General features: G+C 65.8%; 14 protein-coding genes. 3 read left to right on the top strand and 11 right to left on the bottom strand.

Going from position 1 to position 17,818, the window contains the following annotated elements; translation table 11 throughout:
* Window positions 1-116: 116 nt before the first annotated feature.
* The 6 genes from PF66_RS08210 to PF66_RS08185 form a co-directional block, all read right to left on the bottom strand.
* Window positions 117-1,865, bottom strand: coding sequence for a copper resistance system multicopper oxidase (locus PF66_RS08210; protein WP_054062392.1), 1,749 nt, complete (start codon window positions 1,863-1,865; stop codon window positions 117-119).
* Between the two features lie 234 nt (window positions 1,866-2,099).
* Window positions 2,100-3,164, bottom strand: coding sequence for a 2,3-butanediol dehydrogenase (locus tag PF66_RS08205; protein ID WP_241494296.1), 1,065 nt, complete (start codon window positions 3,162-3,164; stop codon window positions 2,100-2,102).
* A 64-nt stretch (window positions 3,165-3,228) separates the two neighbouring features.
* Window positions 3,229-4,341 (bottom strand): acetoin dehydrogenase dihydrolipoyllysine-residue acetyltransferase subunit, encoded by a 1,113-nt coding sequence (locus PF66_RS08200; protein WP_054062390.1) that lies wholly within the window; start codon window positions 4,339-4,341, stop codon window positions 3,229-3,231.
* Complete coding sequence (locus PF66_RS08195) at window positions 4,338-5,357, bottom strand: alpha-ketoacid dehydrogenase subunit beta (protein ID WP_054060718.1); 1,020 nt, start codon at window positions 5,355-5,357, stop codon at window positions 4,338-4,340. The genes PF66_RS08200 and PF66_RS08195 overlap by 4 nt, the downstream gene beginning before the upstream one ends.
* Before the next feature lie 68 nt (window positions 5,358-5,425).
* The gene (locus PF66_RS08190) at window positions 5,426-6,400 is read right to left on the bottom strand and encodes a thiamine pyrophosphate-dependent dehydrogenase E1 component subunit alpha (RefSeq protein WP_054062389.1); all 975 of its coding nucleotides are present in this window, start codon (window positions 6,398-6,400) and stop codon (window positions 5,426-5,428) included.
* The gene (locus PF66_RS08185; RefSeq protein ID WP_054062388.1) at window positions 6,381-7,451 is read right to left on the bottom strand and encodes an ATP-NAD kinase family protein; all 1,071 of its coding nucleotides are present in this window, start codon (window positions 7,449-7,451) and stop codon (window positions 6,381-6,383) included. The genes PF66_RS08190 and PF66_RS08185 overlap by 20 nt, the downstream gene beginning before the upstream one ends.
* 387 nt (window positions 7,452-7,838) lie before the next feature.
* On the opposite strand from PF66_RS08185, the gene PF66_RS08180 reads away from it, so the two are divergent.
* A complete protein-coding gene (locus PF66_RS08180) occupies window positions 7,839-9,719 on the top strand; it encodes a sigma-54-dependent Fis family transcriptional regulator (protein WP_054062387.1) in 1,881 nt (626 codons plus the stop codon).
* 54 nt (window positions 9,720-9,773) lie between these two features.
* Here PF66_RS08180 and PF66_RS08175 read toward each other — a convergent pair whose 3' ends face one another.
* The 3 genes from PF66_RS08175 to PF66_RS08165 all read right to left on the bottom strand — a co-directional run bounded on the left by PF66_RS08175 (window position 9,774) and on the right by PF66_RS08165 (window position 13,165).
* On the bottom strand, window positions 9,774-10,691 hold the full coding sequence (locus tag PF66_RS08175) for an amidohydrolase family protein (RefSeq protein WP_054062386.1): 918 nt from the start codon (window positions 10,689-10,691) through the stop codon (window positions 9,774-9,776).
* Window positions 10,692-10,776: 85 nt separating this feature from the next.
* Window positions 10,777-12,105: an MFS transporter gene (locus PF66_RS08170; protein WP_054059560.1), complete on the bottom strand. Its 1,329-nt coding sequence runs from the start codon at window positions 12,103-12,105 to the stop codon at window positions 10,777-10,779.
* A gap of 82 nt (window positions 12,106-12,187) precedes the next feature.
* Window positions 12,188-13,165, bottom strand: a complete 978-nt coding sequence (locus PF66_RS08165; RefSeq protein ID WP_054059559.1) for a hydroxyacid dehydrogenase — start codon at window positions 13,163-13,165, stop codon at window positions 12,188-12,190.
* 225 nt (window positions 13,166-13,390) lie between these two features.
* Here PF66_RS08165 and PF66_RS08160 point away from each other — a divergent pair, with 225 nt between their 5' ends.
* Both PF66_RS08160 and PF66_RS08155 read left to right on the top strand, forming a co-directional pair.
* Complete coding sequence (locus PF66_RS08160) at window positions 13,391-14,068, top strand: RraA family protein (protein ID WP_054059558.1); 678 nt, start codon at window positions 13,391-13,393, stop codon at window positions 14,066-14,068.
* An 85-nt stretch (window positions 14,069-14,153) separates the two neighbouring features.
* On the top strand, window positions 14,154-15,383 hold the full coding sequence (locus PF66_RS08155; RefSeq protein ID WP_054062385.1) for an MFS transporter: 1,230 nt from the start codon (window positions 14,154-14,156) through the stop codon (window positions 15,381-15,383).
* A gap of 16 nt (window positions 15,384-15,399) precedes the next feature.
* Here PF66_RS08155 and PF66_RS08150 read toward each other — a convergent pair whose 3' ends face one another.
* Together PF66_RS08150 and PF66_RS08145 are read right to left on the bottom strand one after the other, a co-directional pair.
* A complete protein-coding gene (locus tag PF66_RS08150; protein ID WP_054062384.1) occupies window positions 15,400-16,740 on the bottom strand; it encodes an MFS transporter in 1,341 nt (446 codons plus the stop codon).
* A gap of 42 nt (window positions 16,741-16,782) precedes the next feature.
* Window positions 16,783-17,703 (bottom strand): SMP-30/gluconolactonase/LRE family protein, encoded by a 921-nt coding sequence (locus PF66_RS08145; protein ID WP_054062383.1) that lies wholly within the window; start codon window positions 17,701-17,703, stop codon window positions 16,783-16,785.
* Between the last annotated feature and the right edge of the window lie 115 nt (window positions 17,704-17,818).

Genomic DNA, 17,818 nt, shown 5'->3' with positions numbered 1-17,818 from the left:
CCTTGGCCTGGTCACGGTACCAGGAGAATGGGGTATTGGCTGCAAGCGGGCCTGCCGCCGCCGCCGTGGGGAAAAGGGCGTTACGCTGCATCGGTGGGTTCATCTCGAATCTCCCGTCATTCTTCCACGCGGACTTCCCGGAACATGCCCATTTCCATATGGAACAGCAGGTGGCAGTGATAGGCCCAACGTCCCAGCGCATCGGCCGTTACCCGATAGCTTCGTTTTGAGCCGGGCGGCATGTCGATCGTGTGCTTGCGCACCCGGAAACGGCCGTTCTCATCCTCCAGATCACTCCACATGCCGTGGAGGTGGACGGGGTGAGCCATCATGGTGTCGTTGACCAGGGTGATGCGCAGGCGCTCGCCGTACCTGAGGCGCAGCGGTTCGGCATCGGAGAATTTGATGCCGTCGAAGGACCAGGCGAATTTCTCCATGTGGCCGGTCAGGTGCAACTCGAGCGTGCGGCCCGGCTCCCGGCCATCCGGGTCGGGGAAGGTGCTGCGCAGGTCCGCATAGGTCAGCACGCGGCGTCCGTTGTTACGCAGCCCGATGCCCGGATCGTTCAGCTTCGGTAGCGGGTTCGTCGCCTGCATGTCGACCAGGGGATTGTGCTTCTCCGAATCCGGATGGCCCTGCCGCGTCGTGCTCATGCCGGTCATGCCGGCGTGGTCCATGCCGGCCATCGTGCCGTGGTCCATGCCCGGCATACCGCCCGGCATGGCGCCGTGATCCATCCCGCCGTGATCCATGCCCATGTCATTCATGGACAGCAGGGGGCGCGGGTCGACCGCCGGCACCCGGGCTTGCAAGCCTTCGCGGACGGCCAGGGTGCCCCTGGCGTACCCGGTGCGATCCATGGACTGAGCGAAAATGGTGTAGGCCGGCTGGTCTTCAGGCTCGACGATGACATCGTAGGTTTCCGCAACGGCGATGCGGAACTCGTCGACCGAAACCGGATGGACGGGTTGCCCATCCGCGGCGACCACCGTCATCCTGAGGCCGGGAATCCGCACATCGAAATAGCTCATGGCGCAGGCGTTGATGAAGCGCAGGCGGATTTTCTCGCCGGGCTTGAATACGCCGGTCCAGTTGCCGTCCGGGGCCTGGCCGTTCATGAGGTAGGTGTAGGTGTACCCGCTCACGTCGGCCAGGTCGGTAGGGTTCATCCTCATCTCGGCCCACATCCTGCGATCGGCTAACGCGGCCGACCAACCCGTCTCGCTCACATCGCTGATGAAGTCCGCGACGGTCCGCTTGTGGAAGTTGTAGTAGTCGGACTGTTTCTTGAGCCTGGAGGCAACCCTCGCCGGGTCCTCGTCTGTCCAGTCGCTGAGCATGACGACGTAATCACGTTCGTGGGTGAATGGCTCGGGGTCCCTGGCATCGATCACCAGTGCGCCGTACACGCCCACCTGCTCCTGGAGGCCGGAGTGGCTGTGGTACCAGTAGGTGCCGCTCTGGCGGACCTTGAACCTGTATTCGTACAGGCCATCAGGCGCGATGCCGTGGAAGCTCAGGCCTGGCACGCCGTCCATGTTCGCCGGCAGGATGATGCCGTGCCAGTGGAGGGAGGTATCCTGCCTGAGGCGGTTATGCACGCGCAGCGTGACGGTATCGCCTTCGCGCCAGCGAAGAGTCGGCCCGGGCAGGGAACCGTTGATTGCCATTGCCGTGCGTGGGGTGCCGGTGATGTTCACCGGCAGCTCACCGATGTAGAGATCGAAGTCGGTGCCCGTCAGCACATTCGGCTGGCCCGGGCTGGTCAGCGCCCAAACCGGGGCGCGCCACATGCCCAGCCCGCCCAGCAGGCCGGTGGCGGCCAGGCCCTTGACGAAGGAACGTCTCGTGGTTTTGCTTTGCATGCCGTTGCGTCCAGTCAGATGATTCGCGGGTCTCCAGGCAGGCCAATGCGGCCGGCCTGGTTCCTGGCTTCGTGATCAAGTTAGTGATCCCGTGCTGTCAGCGACCTGAGCCCGACATTACTTTTCCGTCAGCTTCTGGAGGGGAGATTCTGCTGTTCACCGATGTAACAGGTGGGGTCTGATACCGGCTGCATGACTGAAGAGGGCCGCAACCTGCGGCCCTCAAGGTGAAACTCAAGGCACTTGGGGTGAAACGATAATCTTCACGTTGTGCTCCTTGTTGTTCACGAGCTCCTGGAAGCCCTTCTCGACGATGTCTTCAAGCTCGATGCGTCCGGTGACCAGCGGGGCGATGTCCAGGCGGCCGTCGGCAATGAAGGCGATCACATCGGCAAACTCGCCGTTGTAGGCCAGCGAGCCGAACACCTGCTTCTCGGTCGCCACCAGCTCGAAGAAGTTGAACGAACTGGGTTCCTCGAAGATGCCCACCAGCACGCAGGTGCCGGCCTTGCGGATGGCGTCGATGGCCAGCTTGGCAGTATGCTGGTTGCCGATGCACTCGAAGCTGACGTCCGCCCCCAGGCCTTGGGTGAGGCGGCGCACCTCCGCCAGCACGTCGCATTCGTTCGGGTCGAGCACATGGCTGGCGCCGACCTCACGGGCCTTGGCCTTGCGGGCCGAGGACATCTCCAGCGCGATCACCTGCGCGGCACCGGCGGCCTTGGCGCACATGATGGTGCACAGGCCGATGGTGCCCGCGCCGACTACGACCACGTTGCGCCCCAGCAGGCTGCCGGCCTTCTTCACCGCGTGCATGCCCACCGCCAGCGGCTCGATCAACGCCCCGGCTTCGGCGGGGAAGCCCGCGGGCAGCTTGTACAGCAGGTTGGCCGGTACGTTGACCCATTGGGCGAAGGCGCCGTTGTTCATCAGGCCGGTGAAGGCCAGGTTCTCGCAGATGTTGTACAGACCGTTGCGACAGTAATAGCAGGTCCCGCAGTGCTGGCAGGCGTCGGCCGCGACGACCTCGCCGCTGCTGAAGCCTTCGACGCCGGGGCCGAGCTTGACGATTTCGCCGCAGAATTCGTGGCCGAGAATGCACTGGCCCTTGATGCCGGTGAGCGGGTGTGGCGCTTGCACCGGTATGAACACGGGACCGGCGACGTACTCGTGCAGGTCCGAACCGCAGATGCCGCACCAGTGCACGCGGATCTGCACCCAGCCGGCTGGCGGGTCACCCGGCAGCGGCACGTTTTCCACACGGATATCGTTGCGGCCGTGCCAGACCGCGGCACGCATGCTGTTGGTGTTGAGGGTCATGGCTGTCTCCTGGGGCCCGGCCCTATGGGCGGACCCTCGTTGGTCAATGGCGTTTGAGGAAGTCCAGCAGCAGGGCGTTGACCGCCTCGGCGTCTTCGAGCTGGAGCATGTGGGCCTGTTTGGGCTGCACGTGAACTTCGGCAGGCAGCCCCTCGGCGTGGCTGGCCGGGATGATCGCGTCCGCCTCGCCCCAGATCACCAGGGCCGGATGTTCGGCGGTATCCAGGACATGGCGCAGGTCGTGCTGCTGCCGGCCGTTGGCGAAGAGCTGGTCGGCAAGCTGCTGCAGCGCCGTGCCCACACCTTCGAGCCGCTTGTACTTGAGCATGTCCTCGAGCATCTGCCGGTTGACCAGCGCCGGGGCGGAGAACAGTTGCACCAGCTGCGGCTTGAGCTCGTTGCGGCTGTTGGCCCTGACGAAGCCTTGCAGGTAGTCGCCGTTGATCTGCGTACCCAGCCCGGCGCTGGCCAGCAGGCTCAACGTGCGCACCCGCCGAGGCGCCAGCCGTGCGGTATTGAGCGCCACCGCGCCGCCCATGGAGTGCCCGGCCAGGTGTGCCTGCTGGATATCGAGGTGATCGAGCAGGGCGAGTACCGCGCCGCTCAATTCGTCGAGGTCGCCGCGTTGCAGCGTCTTGCCCGACTCGCCATGGCCCGGCAGGTCCAGAGCGATGACCCGGCGTCCGGCCGCCAGCGCCTCGTGGTTGAACAGCCAGTTGTTCAGGTCGCCGCCGAAACCGTGGATCAGCACCAGCGGTACGCCGCCTTCGCCGCGCTCGAAGTAACGCACGACACGCCCCTGCAGCTCGACTTTCTGTGGTGTGGGCCCGCTGTCAGCCTCGCTGCCGCCGTTCGGAACGAACTCGGCCTGGAAGCGCCTGACCACTTCGTCGATCTCTTCGTCGCTGGCTTCACCTTCGACGACCACGCCCAGCAGGGCGCCGACCGGCAGGACTTCTTCCTCGCGTGCCACCTGCCGGCGAAGGATGCCGCTGAAGGGCGCCTCGACGCTGCTGCTGATCTTGTCGGTCTCCACATCGAGCACCTCGTCGCCTTTCTCGATGACGTCGCCGTTATCTTTGAGCCACGAGTCGATACGCCCCTCGGTCATCGACAGGCCCCACTTGGGCATGGTCAGGGTATGGATTCGGCTCATGCCACCTTCCTCCCTTGCACCAGTTCCAGGACCGTGGCCTCGATCTTCGCCGCGCTGGGGATATACAGGTCTTCCAGGGCGTCGGAGAAGGGCACCGGTGTGTGCGGCGCGGTGACCTGGCGGATCGGGCCCTTGAGCGAATCGAACGCCTGTTCGGCCACCAGCGCGGCGATGTCGGTGGCCATGGAGCAACGGGGGTTGGCCTCGTCGATCACCACCAGGCGACCGGTCTTTTCCACGCTTTCGAGGATGCTGTCGGCGTCCAGCGGGCTGGTGGTGCGCAGGTCCAGCACCTCGCAGGAGACTCCCTGGCGCGCCAGGCTGGCGGCGGCGTCCATGGCCAGGTGGACCATGCGCCCGTAGGTCACCAGGGTCACGTCATCACCCTCGCGCAGGAAGTTGGCTTCGCCGAAGGGCACGGTGTACAGCTCCTCCGGCACCTCGCCCTGCATCGAGTAGAGCAGCTTGTGTTCGCAGAAGATCACCGGGTCGTTGTCGCGGATGGCCTGGATCAGCAGCCCCTTGGCGTCATACGGCGAGGACGGGCAGACCACCTTGAGCCCGGGGATATGCGTCCAGAGCGCGGTGAGCATCTGCGAGTGCTGGGCGGCGGCGCGCAGGCCGGCACCGACCATGGTGCGGATCACCAGCGGGGTCACCGCCTTGCCTCCGAACATGTAGCGGAACTTGGCCGCCTGGTTGAGGATCTGGTCCAGGCAGCAGCCGGCGAAATCGACGAACATCAGTTCGCACACCGGGCGCAGGCCACGGGTCGCGGCGCCCACGGCGGCACCGACGTAGCCGATCTCCGACAGCGGGGTATCCAGCACGCGGCCGGGGAACTGGTGGAACAGGCCCTTGGTGACGCCGAGTACGCCGCCCCAGGCGTCGTCCTCACCGGGTGCGCCAGCACCGCCGGCGTTATCCTCGCCCATGATGAACACCGTCTGGTCGCGGCGCATTTCCTGGGCCAGGGCTTCGTTGATGGCCTGCTGGTAACTGATCTTTCTGGCCATGATGGCTCTCCTCTTGTTGTTCCATGGGCCGGGGTGCGGGTCTGTCGCACGGCGCCCGGCGGCTGATCTCAGGGGTAGGCGACGTACACGTCGCTCAGCAGGTCGGCTGGCGACGGCTTGGGATCGGCCTTGGCCCGCAGCACGGCTTCATCGATGCTCGCGTGCACTTCGGCGTCGATGCCGTCCAGGGCGCTGGCCTGCAGCAGGCCGGCGCGCACGGTGCGTTCGCGGAACTGCATCAGGCAGTCGCGGGTTTCGCGGTAGTGCTTGACCTCATCGGGGGCACGGTAGGTCTGGGCATCGCCTTCGAAGTGGCCGTAGTAGCGGGTGAGTTTCACCTCGATCAGCGACGGGCCCTCGCCGGCGCGGGCGCGTTCGATGGCGGCCCCGGCGGCTTCGTGCACGGCGAAGAAGTCGAAGCCGTCCACCGTCACCCCGGGCATGCCGAAACCGGCGGCACGGTCGGCGATGTGATCGCAGGCCACCGACCAGTTCGAGGCCGTGGCCTCGGCGTAGCCGTTGTTCTCGGCAACGAAGATGCACGGCAGGTTCCACACCGAGGCCAGGTTCATCGCCTCGAACACCGCACCCTCGTTGGAGCCGCCGTCGCCGAAGAAGGCCACGGCCACCGCGCGGTTGCCCTTGAGTTTGGCGGCCAGTGCCGCACCGGCCGCCAGCGGTGCGCCGGCGCCGACGATGCCGTTGGCGCCGAGCATGCCCTTGGACAGGTCGGCGATGTGCATGGAGCCACCCTTGCCCTGGCAGACGCCGGTCTTCTTGCCGTAGATCTCGGCCATCATGCCGTACACGTCCACCCCCTTGGCGATGCAGTGACCGTGGCCGCGGTGGGTGGAGGCGATACAGTCCTCGTCGTCGAGGTGGGCCATGACCCCGGCGGCGGAGGCCTCCTCGCCGGCGTACAGGTGCACGAAGCCGGGAATCTCGCCGGTGGCGAACTCCACGTGCAGGCGTTCCTCGAAGGCGCGAATGGTGCGCATCACGCGATAGGCATGGAGCAGTTGTTCAGTCGGTAGCGTGGACATTTTCTTGTTCTCCAGGGTGGTTCACGGGCTTGCCGGCAACGGCCAGCAGGTGATGGTGGGCGGCGAAGGCCAGGGCGGCCTCGACGTCGATGCTCAGCGGGCCGTCAAGTTCGAGGGTGATGCTGGGGCGGTCGGCGGCGACGAACTCGATCTCGCGTTCACCGTCCAGCGCCAGGGTGCCGGCGGCCAGCAGCGGCAGGCGCGGCACACCCGGTTCGAGGCTGCCGCTGGCGACGATGCCGCAGGCTTGCAGCAGGCCCGGGGCCAGCGGCGCCAGCAGTGCCTCGTCAGCCTGCGGGGAGAGGCGCAGCCAACTGCCGCGGGGACAGCGCCGCGACACCGGGTTCCACAACCCGCACAGCGAGGACAGGCCGATGGCGTGGGGCTCGGCGAACGCCGCGTGGATTTCCGCCAGGTCCTCGGCGCGGCTGATGGCGCGGGCGCCGGTGAAGGTCAGCGGCGAGGCGGCGACCTCCACCAGGGCGATCTCGTCGATACCCCGTGCCGCCAGCCGCACGCGCAGGCGCTTGTTGCGCCGCAGGCCGACCTGCGGGGGAATCCGCCCGCTGGCATAGAGCCCGCCGGCCAGCCCGGCCCCGGTGGCCTCGCGCAGCTCCGGGAAGGCGTTGTTGGTTCCGGTGGACAGGCACAGCAGGGGGATGTCACCGACCTCGGCGGCCACTGCCTTGTGCGTGCCGTCGCCACCGAGCACGGCCACCAGGCTGACGCCTCGCTCGACCAGCAGGCGCGCGGCCAGGCGGGTGTCCTCCACGCTCTGGCGCAGCGGCATGTCGAGGAACTCCAGGCGTGGCCAGCGGCTTTCGCGGGCGTGGCGGCCGCTGCTCGCCTTGAGCACGGCGGCGGCGATGCCGGTCATGTCCGGAGGCATCAGCACCTCCTCGATGCCGGTGGCACCGAAGGCGCCCAGCAGGCGCTGGACCACGGCGGCCTTGTCGGTGCTGGAGTAGAGCCCGGCATTCGCGGTCAGGCGGCGCAGGTCCCGTCCCGAGGCGGGGTTGGCGATGATGCCGACACGCAGGGCGGCGCTCATAGGGACAGGCCGCCACCTACGGCGTTGATCAGGGCGACCTTGGCGGCCAGGAAGCAGGGCGAAGCAACAGTTGCGGACATGAGGCACCTCTGATTGTTGTTGTGGGTGCGGGATGACGTCCCGGTGTCTGCCGGGTCATAGCAAGGGCGGTGCCAGGGCGCTATTCATGACGGCACATGTGGCGGGCCAGAGCGGTTGGTGCCGTATCGGGCGGGGCCTGGGACCACAGCCGAATGAGACGGGCCATGTCAGCCTGCCCGGCGTTGCGGTGAGACGTTGAGACGCTGCGTCTCAGTCGGCCGCCGTCTGTTCGTGGCACTTGTCCCGCAGGCGAGGCGGGGCTTAAATGAGCGCAACAAGAACAATGAAACACGCCGTGGAGGCCCCATGCTTCCTGCCTACTCCAGAGCCCACGTGGACTGTGTCAGCCGTGTGTTGCGTCATGCTGGCCGCTTGCCTGAAGCGCCGGTACCGAACCTGATCCTCGACTCCTGGCGCCGCTCGATGGAGCAGCACCACCTGGATCCGGGCTCCCTGCAGGGCCCGCGGATCCTGAGCCAGACGCTGCTCAGGGAATACCGCGAGCGCGCCGAGAGCTTCCTGTGCATCGCCGGCGAGGAGGTCTCGCGGTTGCATGGCCGGGTGCGCGACGCCGACTACTGTGTGCTGCTCACCGACGCCCAGGGCAATACCATCGACTATCGCGTGGAGTCGGCGATCCGTGCCGATTGCCGGCGTGCCGGGCTGTACCTGGGAACCTGCTGGTCGGAAGGCGAGGAGGGCACCTGTGGCGTGGCCGCGGTGCTGACCAATGGCGTCCCGGTGACGGTGCACAAGCGTGACCATTTCCGCGCCGCCTTCATCGGCCTGACCTGCTCGGCGGCACCGGTGTTCGACCCCTGGGGCGAGCTGCTCGGTGTCCTCGACGTGTCGGCCGTCGAATCCCCGGATGACCGCCGCAGCCAGCACCTGATCCGGCAGATGACCGTGCAGAGTGCCCGCGACATCGAAAACGCCTTCTTCATGCACAGCACCCGTGGCCTGTGGGTGTTGCGGGCCCACGCCGCCCCGGGCTATGTCGACAGCCAGCCGGAGTTCCTCTTCGCCTGGGACGCCGACGGTTGCGTGCAGGCGCTCAACCCCTCGGCCCGGCATTACCTGCTGGAGCGCCATGGGCAACTGCCACGGCACATCGGCGAGGTCTTCGACCCGGACCTGTTGCACGCGGCCGCCGACGAGCACCCGCGGCATGCTGCCGAGCACGGCCTGCATATTCGTCTGAGCGTTCCCCGGGGCGCGCACAAGAGGGCGGCTGCGCGCCACGCCGCCGGCGAACCGGACCGGCGGATCGCCGAGAGCCTGCGCCTGGCGGTCCGCGTCAAGGACCGCAACCTGCCCGTGCTGATCCATGGCGAAACCGGCGCCGGCAAGGAGGTCTTCGCGCGCCAGTTGCATGAGCAAAGCGCGCGGCGCGACAAGCCCTTCGTGGCGCTCAATTGCGCCGCGATCCCCGAGAGCCTGATCGAGAGCGAGCTGTTCGGTTATGTCGCCGGCGCCTTTACCGGCGCCGAGCGCAAGGGCGCGCGCGGGCTGCTGCAGCAGGCCGATGGCGGCACGTTGTTCCTCGACGAGATCGGTGACATGCCGCTGGCCTTGCAGACACGCCTGCTGCGGGCGCTGGCCGAGGGCGAAGTGGCGCCGCTGGGGGCGGCGCGGCGGCAGGCGGTGGACATTCAGGTGATCTGCGCCAGCCACCGCGACCTGTCGACCCTGGTGGCCGAAGGCGCCTTTCGCGAGGACCTGTATTTTCGTCTCAGCGGTGCGCGTTTCGAACTGCCGCCGCTGCGCGAGCGTAGCGACAAGCTGGAGCTGATCAACCGCATCCTCGACGAAGAGGCCGCACGCTGCGGCTTGCGCCTGGGGCTGGGGGCTGCGGCCCTGGAGTGTCTGCTGGGCTACAGCTGGCCGGGTAACGTGCGCCAGTTGCGCCATGTCCTGCGCTATGCCTGCGCCATCTGTCCGGGTGACAGCATCCGCCTGGAGGACCTGCCCGAGGACCTGCACGGCCGCTTGCCACCGGTGCGGGCGGAGGTCCCCGCCAGCCCCGAACGCCAGGCGTTGCTCGAGGCCCTGGTGCGCCATCGCTGGCAGCCGGGGCCGGCGGCGCAAGCCCTGGGTATCTCCCGGGCGACCTTGTATCGGCGCGTGAAGCAGCATGACATCGTGATGCCGCGGGTCAAGCCCCATGAACCGGTGCCAGGCCGTTGAAACCCTCCAACGGTCGGCAACGGAGGCGGGCGCCGGGGCAGCGCCCGCAGCGAATCAGAAACCGTACAGGCTGACAGGGTTGTCGCGCAGGATCAGGGCGCGGGTGCTTTCCTCAGGCGCCCAGGCCAGCAGCAGGTCCAGGACAGAGGCATCATCCGGCTTCTGCCCGCTGGCGAGGGTCGGGTGTGGCCAGTCGCTGCCCCAGAGCATGCGCTGGGGGTAACGACCGATCAGGTGGCTGGCCACCCTCCCGACATCCTCGAACCCCGGAGCGCCAACCTTCGAGCGCACGTACGGTGCCGAGACCTTCACCCATGCCCGACCGCTGTCGAGCAATTGCACGAGCGAGGCAAATGCCGCCGACTTGAGGCCTTCAGGCTGGGGGACGTGGCCCATGTGGTCGATGACGATGCTCCCTGGCAATTTGAGCAGCCGCGGCGCCACTTCCGGCAGCAAGGGCCCGGTTGCGAACTGGACATTCCAGCCCAGCTCGTTGACCCGTGCGCCCAGACGCTCGAGATCGTCCAGGGCGGTACCGCCGAGGCTGAGGTTGAAGCGGATACCCCGTACGCCGGCGTCCTGCAGGCGGGCCAGTTCGGCGTCGGTGACCGAACCATCCACCACGGCGACTCCGCGCGCATCCCCCCGGCTGCGCAGCAGGCCATCGAGCATGACGCGGTTGTCGGTGCCGTAGGTGGACGGCGTCACGATCACCATGCGGCGGATGCCCAGGCGTTTCTGCAGCGCGCGGTAGTCCTCCAGCGAGGCATCGGGTGGCAGCAGGGTGGCGTTGGGGGCCGCCGGGATACGGCTGTCGTACAGGTGCATGTGGCAGTCCACGCTGCCAGCCGGCGGAGTCAGTCGGGGGCTGGCTTCCCCCTCGCTGAAGGGCACCTTGGCCAGGGCGCCCATGGAGGCGGCGGCGCCGAGTGCGCCTCCCGCCAGCAGGAAATGACGACGTGACAGGGACATCGGGTATACCTCGATTATTGTTGTTCTGGGGGCACGATACCCACCGCCGAGGGCGGAGGTGGGTATCGCGGGGAGGGGCAGCGACTTACTTGGCGCTGGCCGCGGGGACGGGTGCGGCCTGCTCAAGCTGGCGTTTGCGACCGATGACCAGCACGCTGATGCCGGCGAAGGTGCACAGGGCTGCCAGTGGCATCAGCGCCAGGGCATAGCTGCCGGTGGCATCGTGGATGGCGCCGTAGGCGTTGACCATCAGGCCGCCACCGATCAGGTTGGCCATGGCCCCGACGGCGGCCAGGCCGGCGGCGGCGGTGGATGACGAAAGCCAGCCGGAAACCAGCGCCCAGAACGGTCCTTTCATCGAGTAGGCACCGACCAGCACCAGGGTCAGCATGAACACCGTGGCGGCCAGCGACGAGGTGAACAGGGTCATCAGCAGGCCGGCGGCGATCAGCAGCAGGGTCATGGCGGTGTGCCAGCGGCGTTCACCGGTACGGTCCGAGCTGCGGCCCCAGATGATCATCAGTACCGAGGCGATGCCGTAGGGGATGGCATTGACCAGGCCGATCTGCAGGGAAGTCAGGCCGAAGGTCTTGAGCAGTTGTGGCGCCCACACGCTCATGGTGCTGCCCGCCGCGGAGGCTCCCGAATAGATCAGCGCCAGCACCCAGATATCCTTGTGGCGCAGCAGCTTCCACAGGGAAATGTGGCCGATGGCGGTCTTTTTAGAGGCTTCGTCAGCCAGGCGGCTGGTGAGCCAGGAGCGTTGCTCGTCGGTGAGCCACTGGGCCTGCTCCGGACGGTCGGTCAGCACGAACAGGCAGGCGATACCCAGCAGCACCGCCGGGATGCCTTCGAGGATGAACAGCCAATGCCAGCCGCGCATGCCCATCCAGCCGTCCAGTCCCAGCAGCAGGCCCGACAACGGCGAACCGATGAAGTTGGCCGCCGGAATGGCCACCATGAACAACGCCACCATGCGGGCACGGTAGGCCGACGGCAGCCAGTAGGTGAGGTAGAGCAGCACGCCGGGGAAGAAGCCGGCCTCGGCCGCCCCCAGCAGGAAGCGCATCACATAGAGCGAGTTGGCCCCCTGGACGAAGGCGGTGCCGGCGGAGATCAGGCCCCAGGTGATCATAATCCGGGCAATCCAGATTCGTGCGCCGTAGCGCTGCATGGCCAGGTTGCTGGGGACTTCGATGAGGAAGTAGGCGAAGAAGAACAGGCTGCTGGCGAAGCCGAAGACCTTGGCTGTCAGGTTAAGGTCCGCATTCATCTGCAGCGAGGCCATGCCGATGTTGCCGCGGTCGATGATCGCGATCAGGTAGCAGACGATGAGGAAGGGTAGCAGTCGCCAGGCGACCCGCCGCATGGTACTGCGCTCGAGTGCGTCAGGCTGGGAAGTTGCAGGATTCATGGGGCTCTCCGATTGTTTTTTTTCTGGAGTTTCGCTGGGTGAAGGCGCTCGGCCGGGCAACGGCCGGGCGCCTGTCTATCGATCAGTTGTCGAGCAGGTGGCGATTGACGACGCAGCGCGGATCCAGGGCCTTGCCCGCCCAGGTGTCGAGTACCTGGCCCAGGGCGACCAGTCCGACCCGATCCCTGGCTGCTGAGGTGTTGGCGCCGACATGGGGAGTGGCAACCAGTGTTGGCAGCCCCCACAGCGGGCTGTCGGCAGGCGGCGGCTCGGGGTTGAAGGTATCCAGGCCGGCACCGGCGATCCTGCGCTCGCTCAGCGCCTGTACCAGGGCGTCGGTGTCGATCAGCTCGCCCCGTGCGGTGTTGATCAGGATGCACTCGGGACGCATGCGGGCGAACTGATCGGCAGCGATCAGGTTGTGGTTGCTCTCGGTCAGCGGGCAATGCAGGCTGATGATATCGCTTTCGCTCAGCAGGCGATCGAAATCCTCCTCCCGCTCGACATGGGCGCGCTCCGGTAACTGCTTGAGGTAGGGGTCGTACACCTTGACCTTCATGCGCAGGGGCGCGACCAGGTCCATGAGAATGCTGCCGATCGAGCCCAGCCCGACCAGGCCGAGGGTCTTGCCGAACAGCTCGATGCCGTTGGCCGAGCTCTTGTCCCAGTGCCCATCGCGCATCCGCGCATCGAGCAGCGCGGTTTGCCGGGCCACGCTGAACATCAATGCAAAGGCATGCTCGGCCACGGACTGGGCGTTGGCACCGACCGCGATGGAGACCGGGATACCGTGATCCGCGGCGGCCTGGATGTCGATGGTGTTGTAGCCGACACCATGCTTGGCGATCACCTTGAGTTTGCTCGAAGCCTGGATCATGTCGCGGGTCAGCTTGCCCTGGCGAACGATGATCGCGTCGGGCTGCTCGGCGCGGATGATCGCTTCCAGCTCCTGCTCCGGCAGATACGGTGTGGTGGGGATCACTCGGATGCCGTGCTCGGCGGCGAGTGTCATGGCATCGGCGGCGAGTTCAGGGCCGGTAAGCAGCAGGGTGCGGGACATCGTGAGTACCTTGTTCTTGTCTGGGCAAATGCGCTCGCTCGGAAGCGGCGATGGATTAACCCTAACATAATGAAATGACGTTGCAAGAAAATGATTCTGCTATTCGTCTAGTCCACGAATTTAGGTTGAAAAAGCATTTGCCAATGCAAATATGAAATGACATTCTAAAAATGTGATTCGGCAGCCGTCGAAGACATCCAATAAAAACCAAGAGAGGTAGGTCACATGAGCATTGGCTTCCAAGTGCTTGAGCGCGCGCGCAAGGTCGGCACAGAATGGGTTGGGCGCTATCGCGAGGTTCCGGTCGCCAACGTCAGCGACTCGATGAATCGCATGACCGCAGGCGGAGCCCGTCTGCGCCCGATGCATCGCGCAGGCGTACTCGCCGGCCCGGCACTGACCGTCAAGGCGCGCCCTGGTGACAACCTCATGCTGCATTACGCGATCGATATCGCCGAGCCCGGCGATGTCATCGTGGTGGACGCCGGAGGCGACCTGACCAACGCCCTGATCGGCGAAATGATGGTGGCCTACGCGGTCAAGCGGGGTGTGGCCGGTATCGTGGTCAATGGCGCGATCCGTGATGCCGCGAGCATTGGCGAAGGCGACTTCCCGATGTTTGCCGCCGGTATTTCGCACCGGGGGCCGTACAAGGATGGTCCGGGTGAGATCAACGTACCGATCGCCATTGATGGTATGGTGATCGAGCCGGGCGACCTGGTCATCGGTGATGACGATGGCCTGCTGTGCGTGCCTTACGACCATGTTGCCGAAGTCTACGAGCGTGCGACCGCCAAGCATGCTGCCGAAACCGCCCAGATGGAGCACATTGCCCAGGGTACCAATGACCGCTCCTGGGTCCTGGATTCCCTGAAGAAGAAAGGTTGCCTGCTGCCGGGCTGATTCAGCACAGAATGCATACCTCGCCACCGGTATGCACGAGGCGATGAGTTGGACACGGACGCGGGCCTATTGAGGATACGCAGTCTTGTCCGATTCATCGTCGTCTCGTCGTAACCCGTGGCCCGCGGCCGTTCGGGCGCTCGCTTATCGCAACTTCCAGATCTACTTCATTGGCCAGGGTGTCTCGACCCTGGGCAAATGGGTGCAGCAGGTCGCCTTGTCCTGGCTGGCCTATCACCTGACAGGCTCGGCCGTCCTGCTGGGCCTGATCACCTTTCTTTCGCTGGCCCCCCAGCTGGTGATCGGTCCGCTCGCCGGTGCCTGGATCGACCGCCATGACAAGCGCCGGTTGTTGATCGCCGTGCAGGGGATGCTGGTGGTGCAATCGCTTGTCCTGGCCCTGGCAACCAGCCAGGGCTGGATCGATGGAGTGTTCATCGCCGGGATGGCGCTGCTGCTGGGTTTGCTCAATGCCCTGGAGACTCCTTTGCGCCAGGCGCTGATCGGCAGTTTCGTCGACGACCCCGCGGACTTGCCGAACGCCCTGGCGCTCAATGCCATGCTCATCAATGCGGCGCGTTTCGTCGGCCCACCCCTGGCGGGCGGCCTGATCGCCCTGGCTGGCGAAGCGCCCTGTTTCCTGCTCACGGCCCTGGGGTTCCTGGCGTTGCTCGGTGGCCTGCTGAAGGTGCGCGGCACGCCGGCGCCCAAGGCCGCCGGATCGACTGCCCAGGTGTTTCGCGAGGGGCTGGCCTACATGTGGCGCAGCCGAAGCGTTCGCCAGCTCATGGGCAACGTCATTATGGTGAACCTGCTGGCCTCCTGCTACGCCGCCTTGCTGCCCATTCTGGCCAAGGCCGTGTATGCCGGCGATGCGCGTATTCTCGGCTGGCTCTGGGGGGCGGCAGGGGCGGGCGCATTTGTCGCCACCCTGGTGCTGGCGGTCGGGGGCGCGCAGCAGCGCTTGCGGCGCTTTACCGATGCCGGTGCGCTGCTCTGCGCGGTGGCCCTGATCGGACTGTGGCTCTCGGAGGCGCTGCCATGGGCGCTGCTGGCCCTGGGGCTGCTGGGGTTTGGCATCACCTTGAACAACGTCAGCACCAACATGCAGTTGCAGAGCACTGCGCCGGCCCAGTTGCGTGGTCGCGTGGTCGCGTTCTACATCGCCATGCGTTTCGGTTTCGAAGCGCTGGGCGGCATGTTGGCGGGGTTGATGGCCGCCCATTGCGGTGCGCCGGCAACCCTGGGGATTGCCGGCGGCCTGTTGGCGGTCGGTCTGCTGGTGATCCTGTTCGCGCGGCGCCCTTTGCGATAAGGCGCCACGCGGCGGCTCAGGCGTGACTGTCGAGTGCCCGGGGCTGTGCCGGCTGCTGTTTGGCCGGGTCGCCCAGCCAGATCATCAGGCAGGTACCGATCAGCAGGATCGACGCCACGGCGAAGAACGGCAGGGTAAAACTGTGGGTCGCATCCTTGATCAGGCCGATCAGGAAGGGACCGGTGAAACCGCCCAGGTTGCCGATCGAAACGATCATCGCCAGGCCTCCCGCCGCGGCGCGGCCGGTGAGGAATGTCGAGGGAATGGCCCAGAACGTTGCCTGGAACGACAGGATGCTGGCCACGGCCACGCAGAGGCTGGCGATCCTGAGCACTGGATGGGTCGTAAGGGCGGCGGCAACCAGGGCCACTGCGGCCAGCGCCAGGGCCGCCACGACATAGGGCAGTCGCCGTTGGCTGCGGTTGGCCAGACGGGCCCACAGGGTCATCGACACCGCACCCAGCAGATAGGGCAGGGCCACCACCAGGCCAACCATCCCGTTGCTGATGCCCAGGCCCTTGATGATCTGGGGTAGCCAGATACCGATGCCGATGGAGCCGACGATACAGCAGAAATTGATGGCGGCCAGGGTAAACACCTTGGGGTTGGTCAGGGCGGCGCGCAGGGTATTGCCGTGCGATGCGCCAATGGTCCGCTGCTCTTTGGAAATCCTTTCGCTGAGCCAGGCTTTTTCGCGCGCGGTCAGCCACTTGGCCTTCGCCGGGGTATCGACCAGCACGAACAGGCAGGCAACGCCCAGCAGCACGGCCGGCATGGCCTCGGTCACCAGCAGCAACTGCCAGTTCTTCAGCCCCCAGACGCCGTGCTGTTCCAGCAGCCAGCCGGACAGCGGCGAGCCGACGATGTTGGCAACGGGAATTCCCAGGAGGAATGCCGCAGTCGCCTTGGCCCGCCATTTGCCCGGGAACCAGTAGGTGAAGTACAGGTACACCCCGGGGGTGAAGCCCGCTTCGGCCAGGCCCAGCAGGAAGCGTGCGATGCTGAAACTGATGGGGCCGGTGGCGAACGCTGTCGCCATGGAGACCAGGCCCCAGGTGATCATGATCCGCGCAATCCACACGCGTGCGCCGAAGCGTTGCAGCAGCAGGTTGCTGGGTATTTCAAAGATGAAGTAGCCGAAGAAAAACAGCCCTGCGGCCCAGCCGAACAAGGTTGCGGTCAGGCCCAGGTCCTGGTTCATGCTGATGGCGGCGAAGCCGACGTTGGTGCGATCCAGGTAGCTGATCACATAGCAGAGGAAGATGAACGGGATCAGTCGCCAGAGAACGCGGCGCATGAGGCGTTCGCCCTCGGCGTCGTCGAGCGGCGCCGCAACGTGGGGAGTGTCGTGGGACATGTCGTTACTCTTTTTGTAATTGTTGTGTGAGCCGTATGGCTGTCAGCTATGGGAATACAGGGGCAGCCCAGGGCTGGCGGTGCGAACCTGGAGGATGCTGCCGGTCTCGGATTCGGTGATGAACAGGGTCTGCCCATCGTCGCCACCAAAGGCCAGGTTGGTGTTGCTGATCCCGGCGCAAGAGACGATGCGCTCCAGGGGCTCCGCGACTCTGGACAGCTTCCAGACCGAACCGAAACCGGTGTGGGCGACATAGAGGTTGCTCTGGGCATCGAGGGCCAGGCCATCCGGCCCGCCGAGTCCGCCATGCAACTGGGCGAAGACGCCCACCTTGCCGATGATCGAGCCGTTGCCCAGGGGGATTCGCCAGATCTGCTGGGCGCGGGTCACCGCGATCAGCAGGTGGTTCAGGTGCGGGTCGAAGACGATGCCGTTGGGGCTGGGGATCGTATTGAGCAGGCAGGTGAGATTGCCGCCGGCGTCGAGCTTGTACACGCGCCCACTGGCATCCTGCAGGCCGGTCTGGCCCTGGTCAGTGAAGTACAGGTCGCCGTTGGGGGCGAACACCAGGTCATTGACGCCCTTGAAACCTTCCGAGCCTGCGGACTCCAGCAATGGCTCGATCTTTGCGCTCTGCGCATCGAGCACCATGATGCCGCGCTTGTAGTCGGTGATGAAGATTCGCCCATCCTGGTGGATTTTCAGGCCGTTCGGCCAACCGTCGTACTGGCAGACCAGTTCCCATTCTCCCTGGCGGGAGATGCGAAAAATCCGGCCGTTGGGGATGTCGGTCACGTGGAGGTTGCCTTGACGATCAAAGGATGGGCCTTCGAGAAACGAGTCGATGGCCCGGCCCTGGCGATTGGCATTGGCCCACGCAGTGGGGCGGACATCGCGGTAGCGATCGGGCAGGCGTGTGAAAACGGTGGTTTCGGTGCGCGGTGGCGCGGCGAAGAAGCTCATGGAGGCTCCGGGCGACAGGGGCGCAACAGGGCGCCTGGTTGTTGTTATGTTTCGCAATCTAATGAAATGCAATTTCAAAATAAATCATGGATTTTAAAAAAGCGATGCCGAATGT

The organism is Pseudomonas asplenii (genome assembly GCF_001293465.1).
Lineage (GTDB): Bacteria > Pseudomonadota > Gammaproteobacteria > Pseudomonadales > Pseudomonadaceae > Aquipseudomonas > Aquipseudomonas fuscovaginae_B.
Note: the sequence above shows the minus strand (reverse complement) of the source record. Positions and strands in the feature narration are given on the sequence as shown.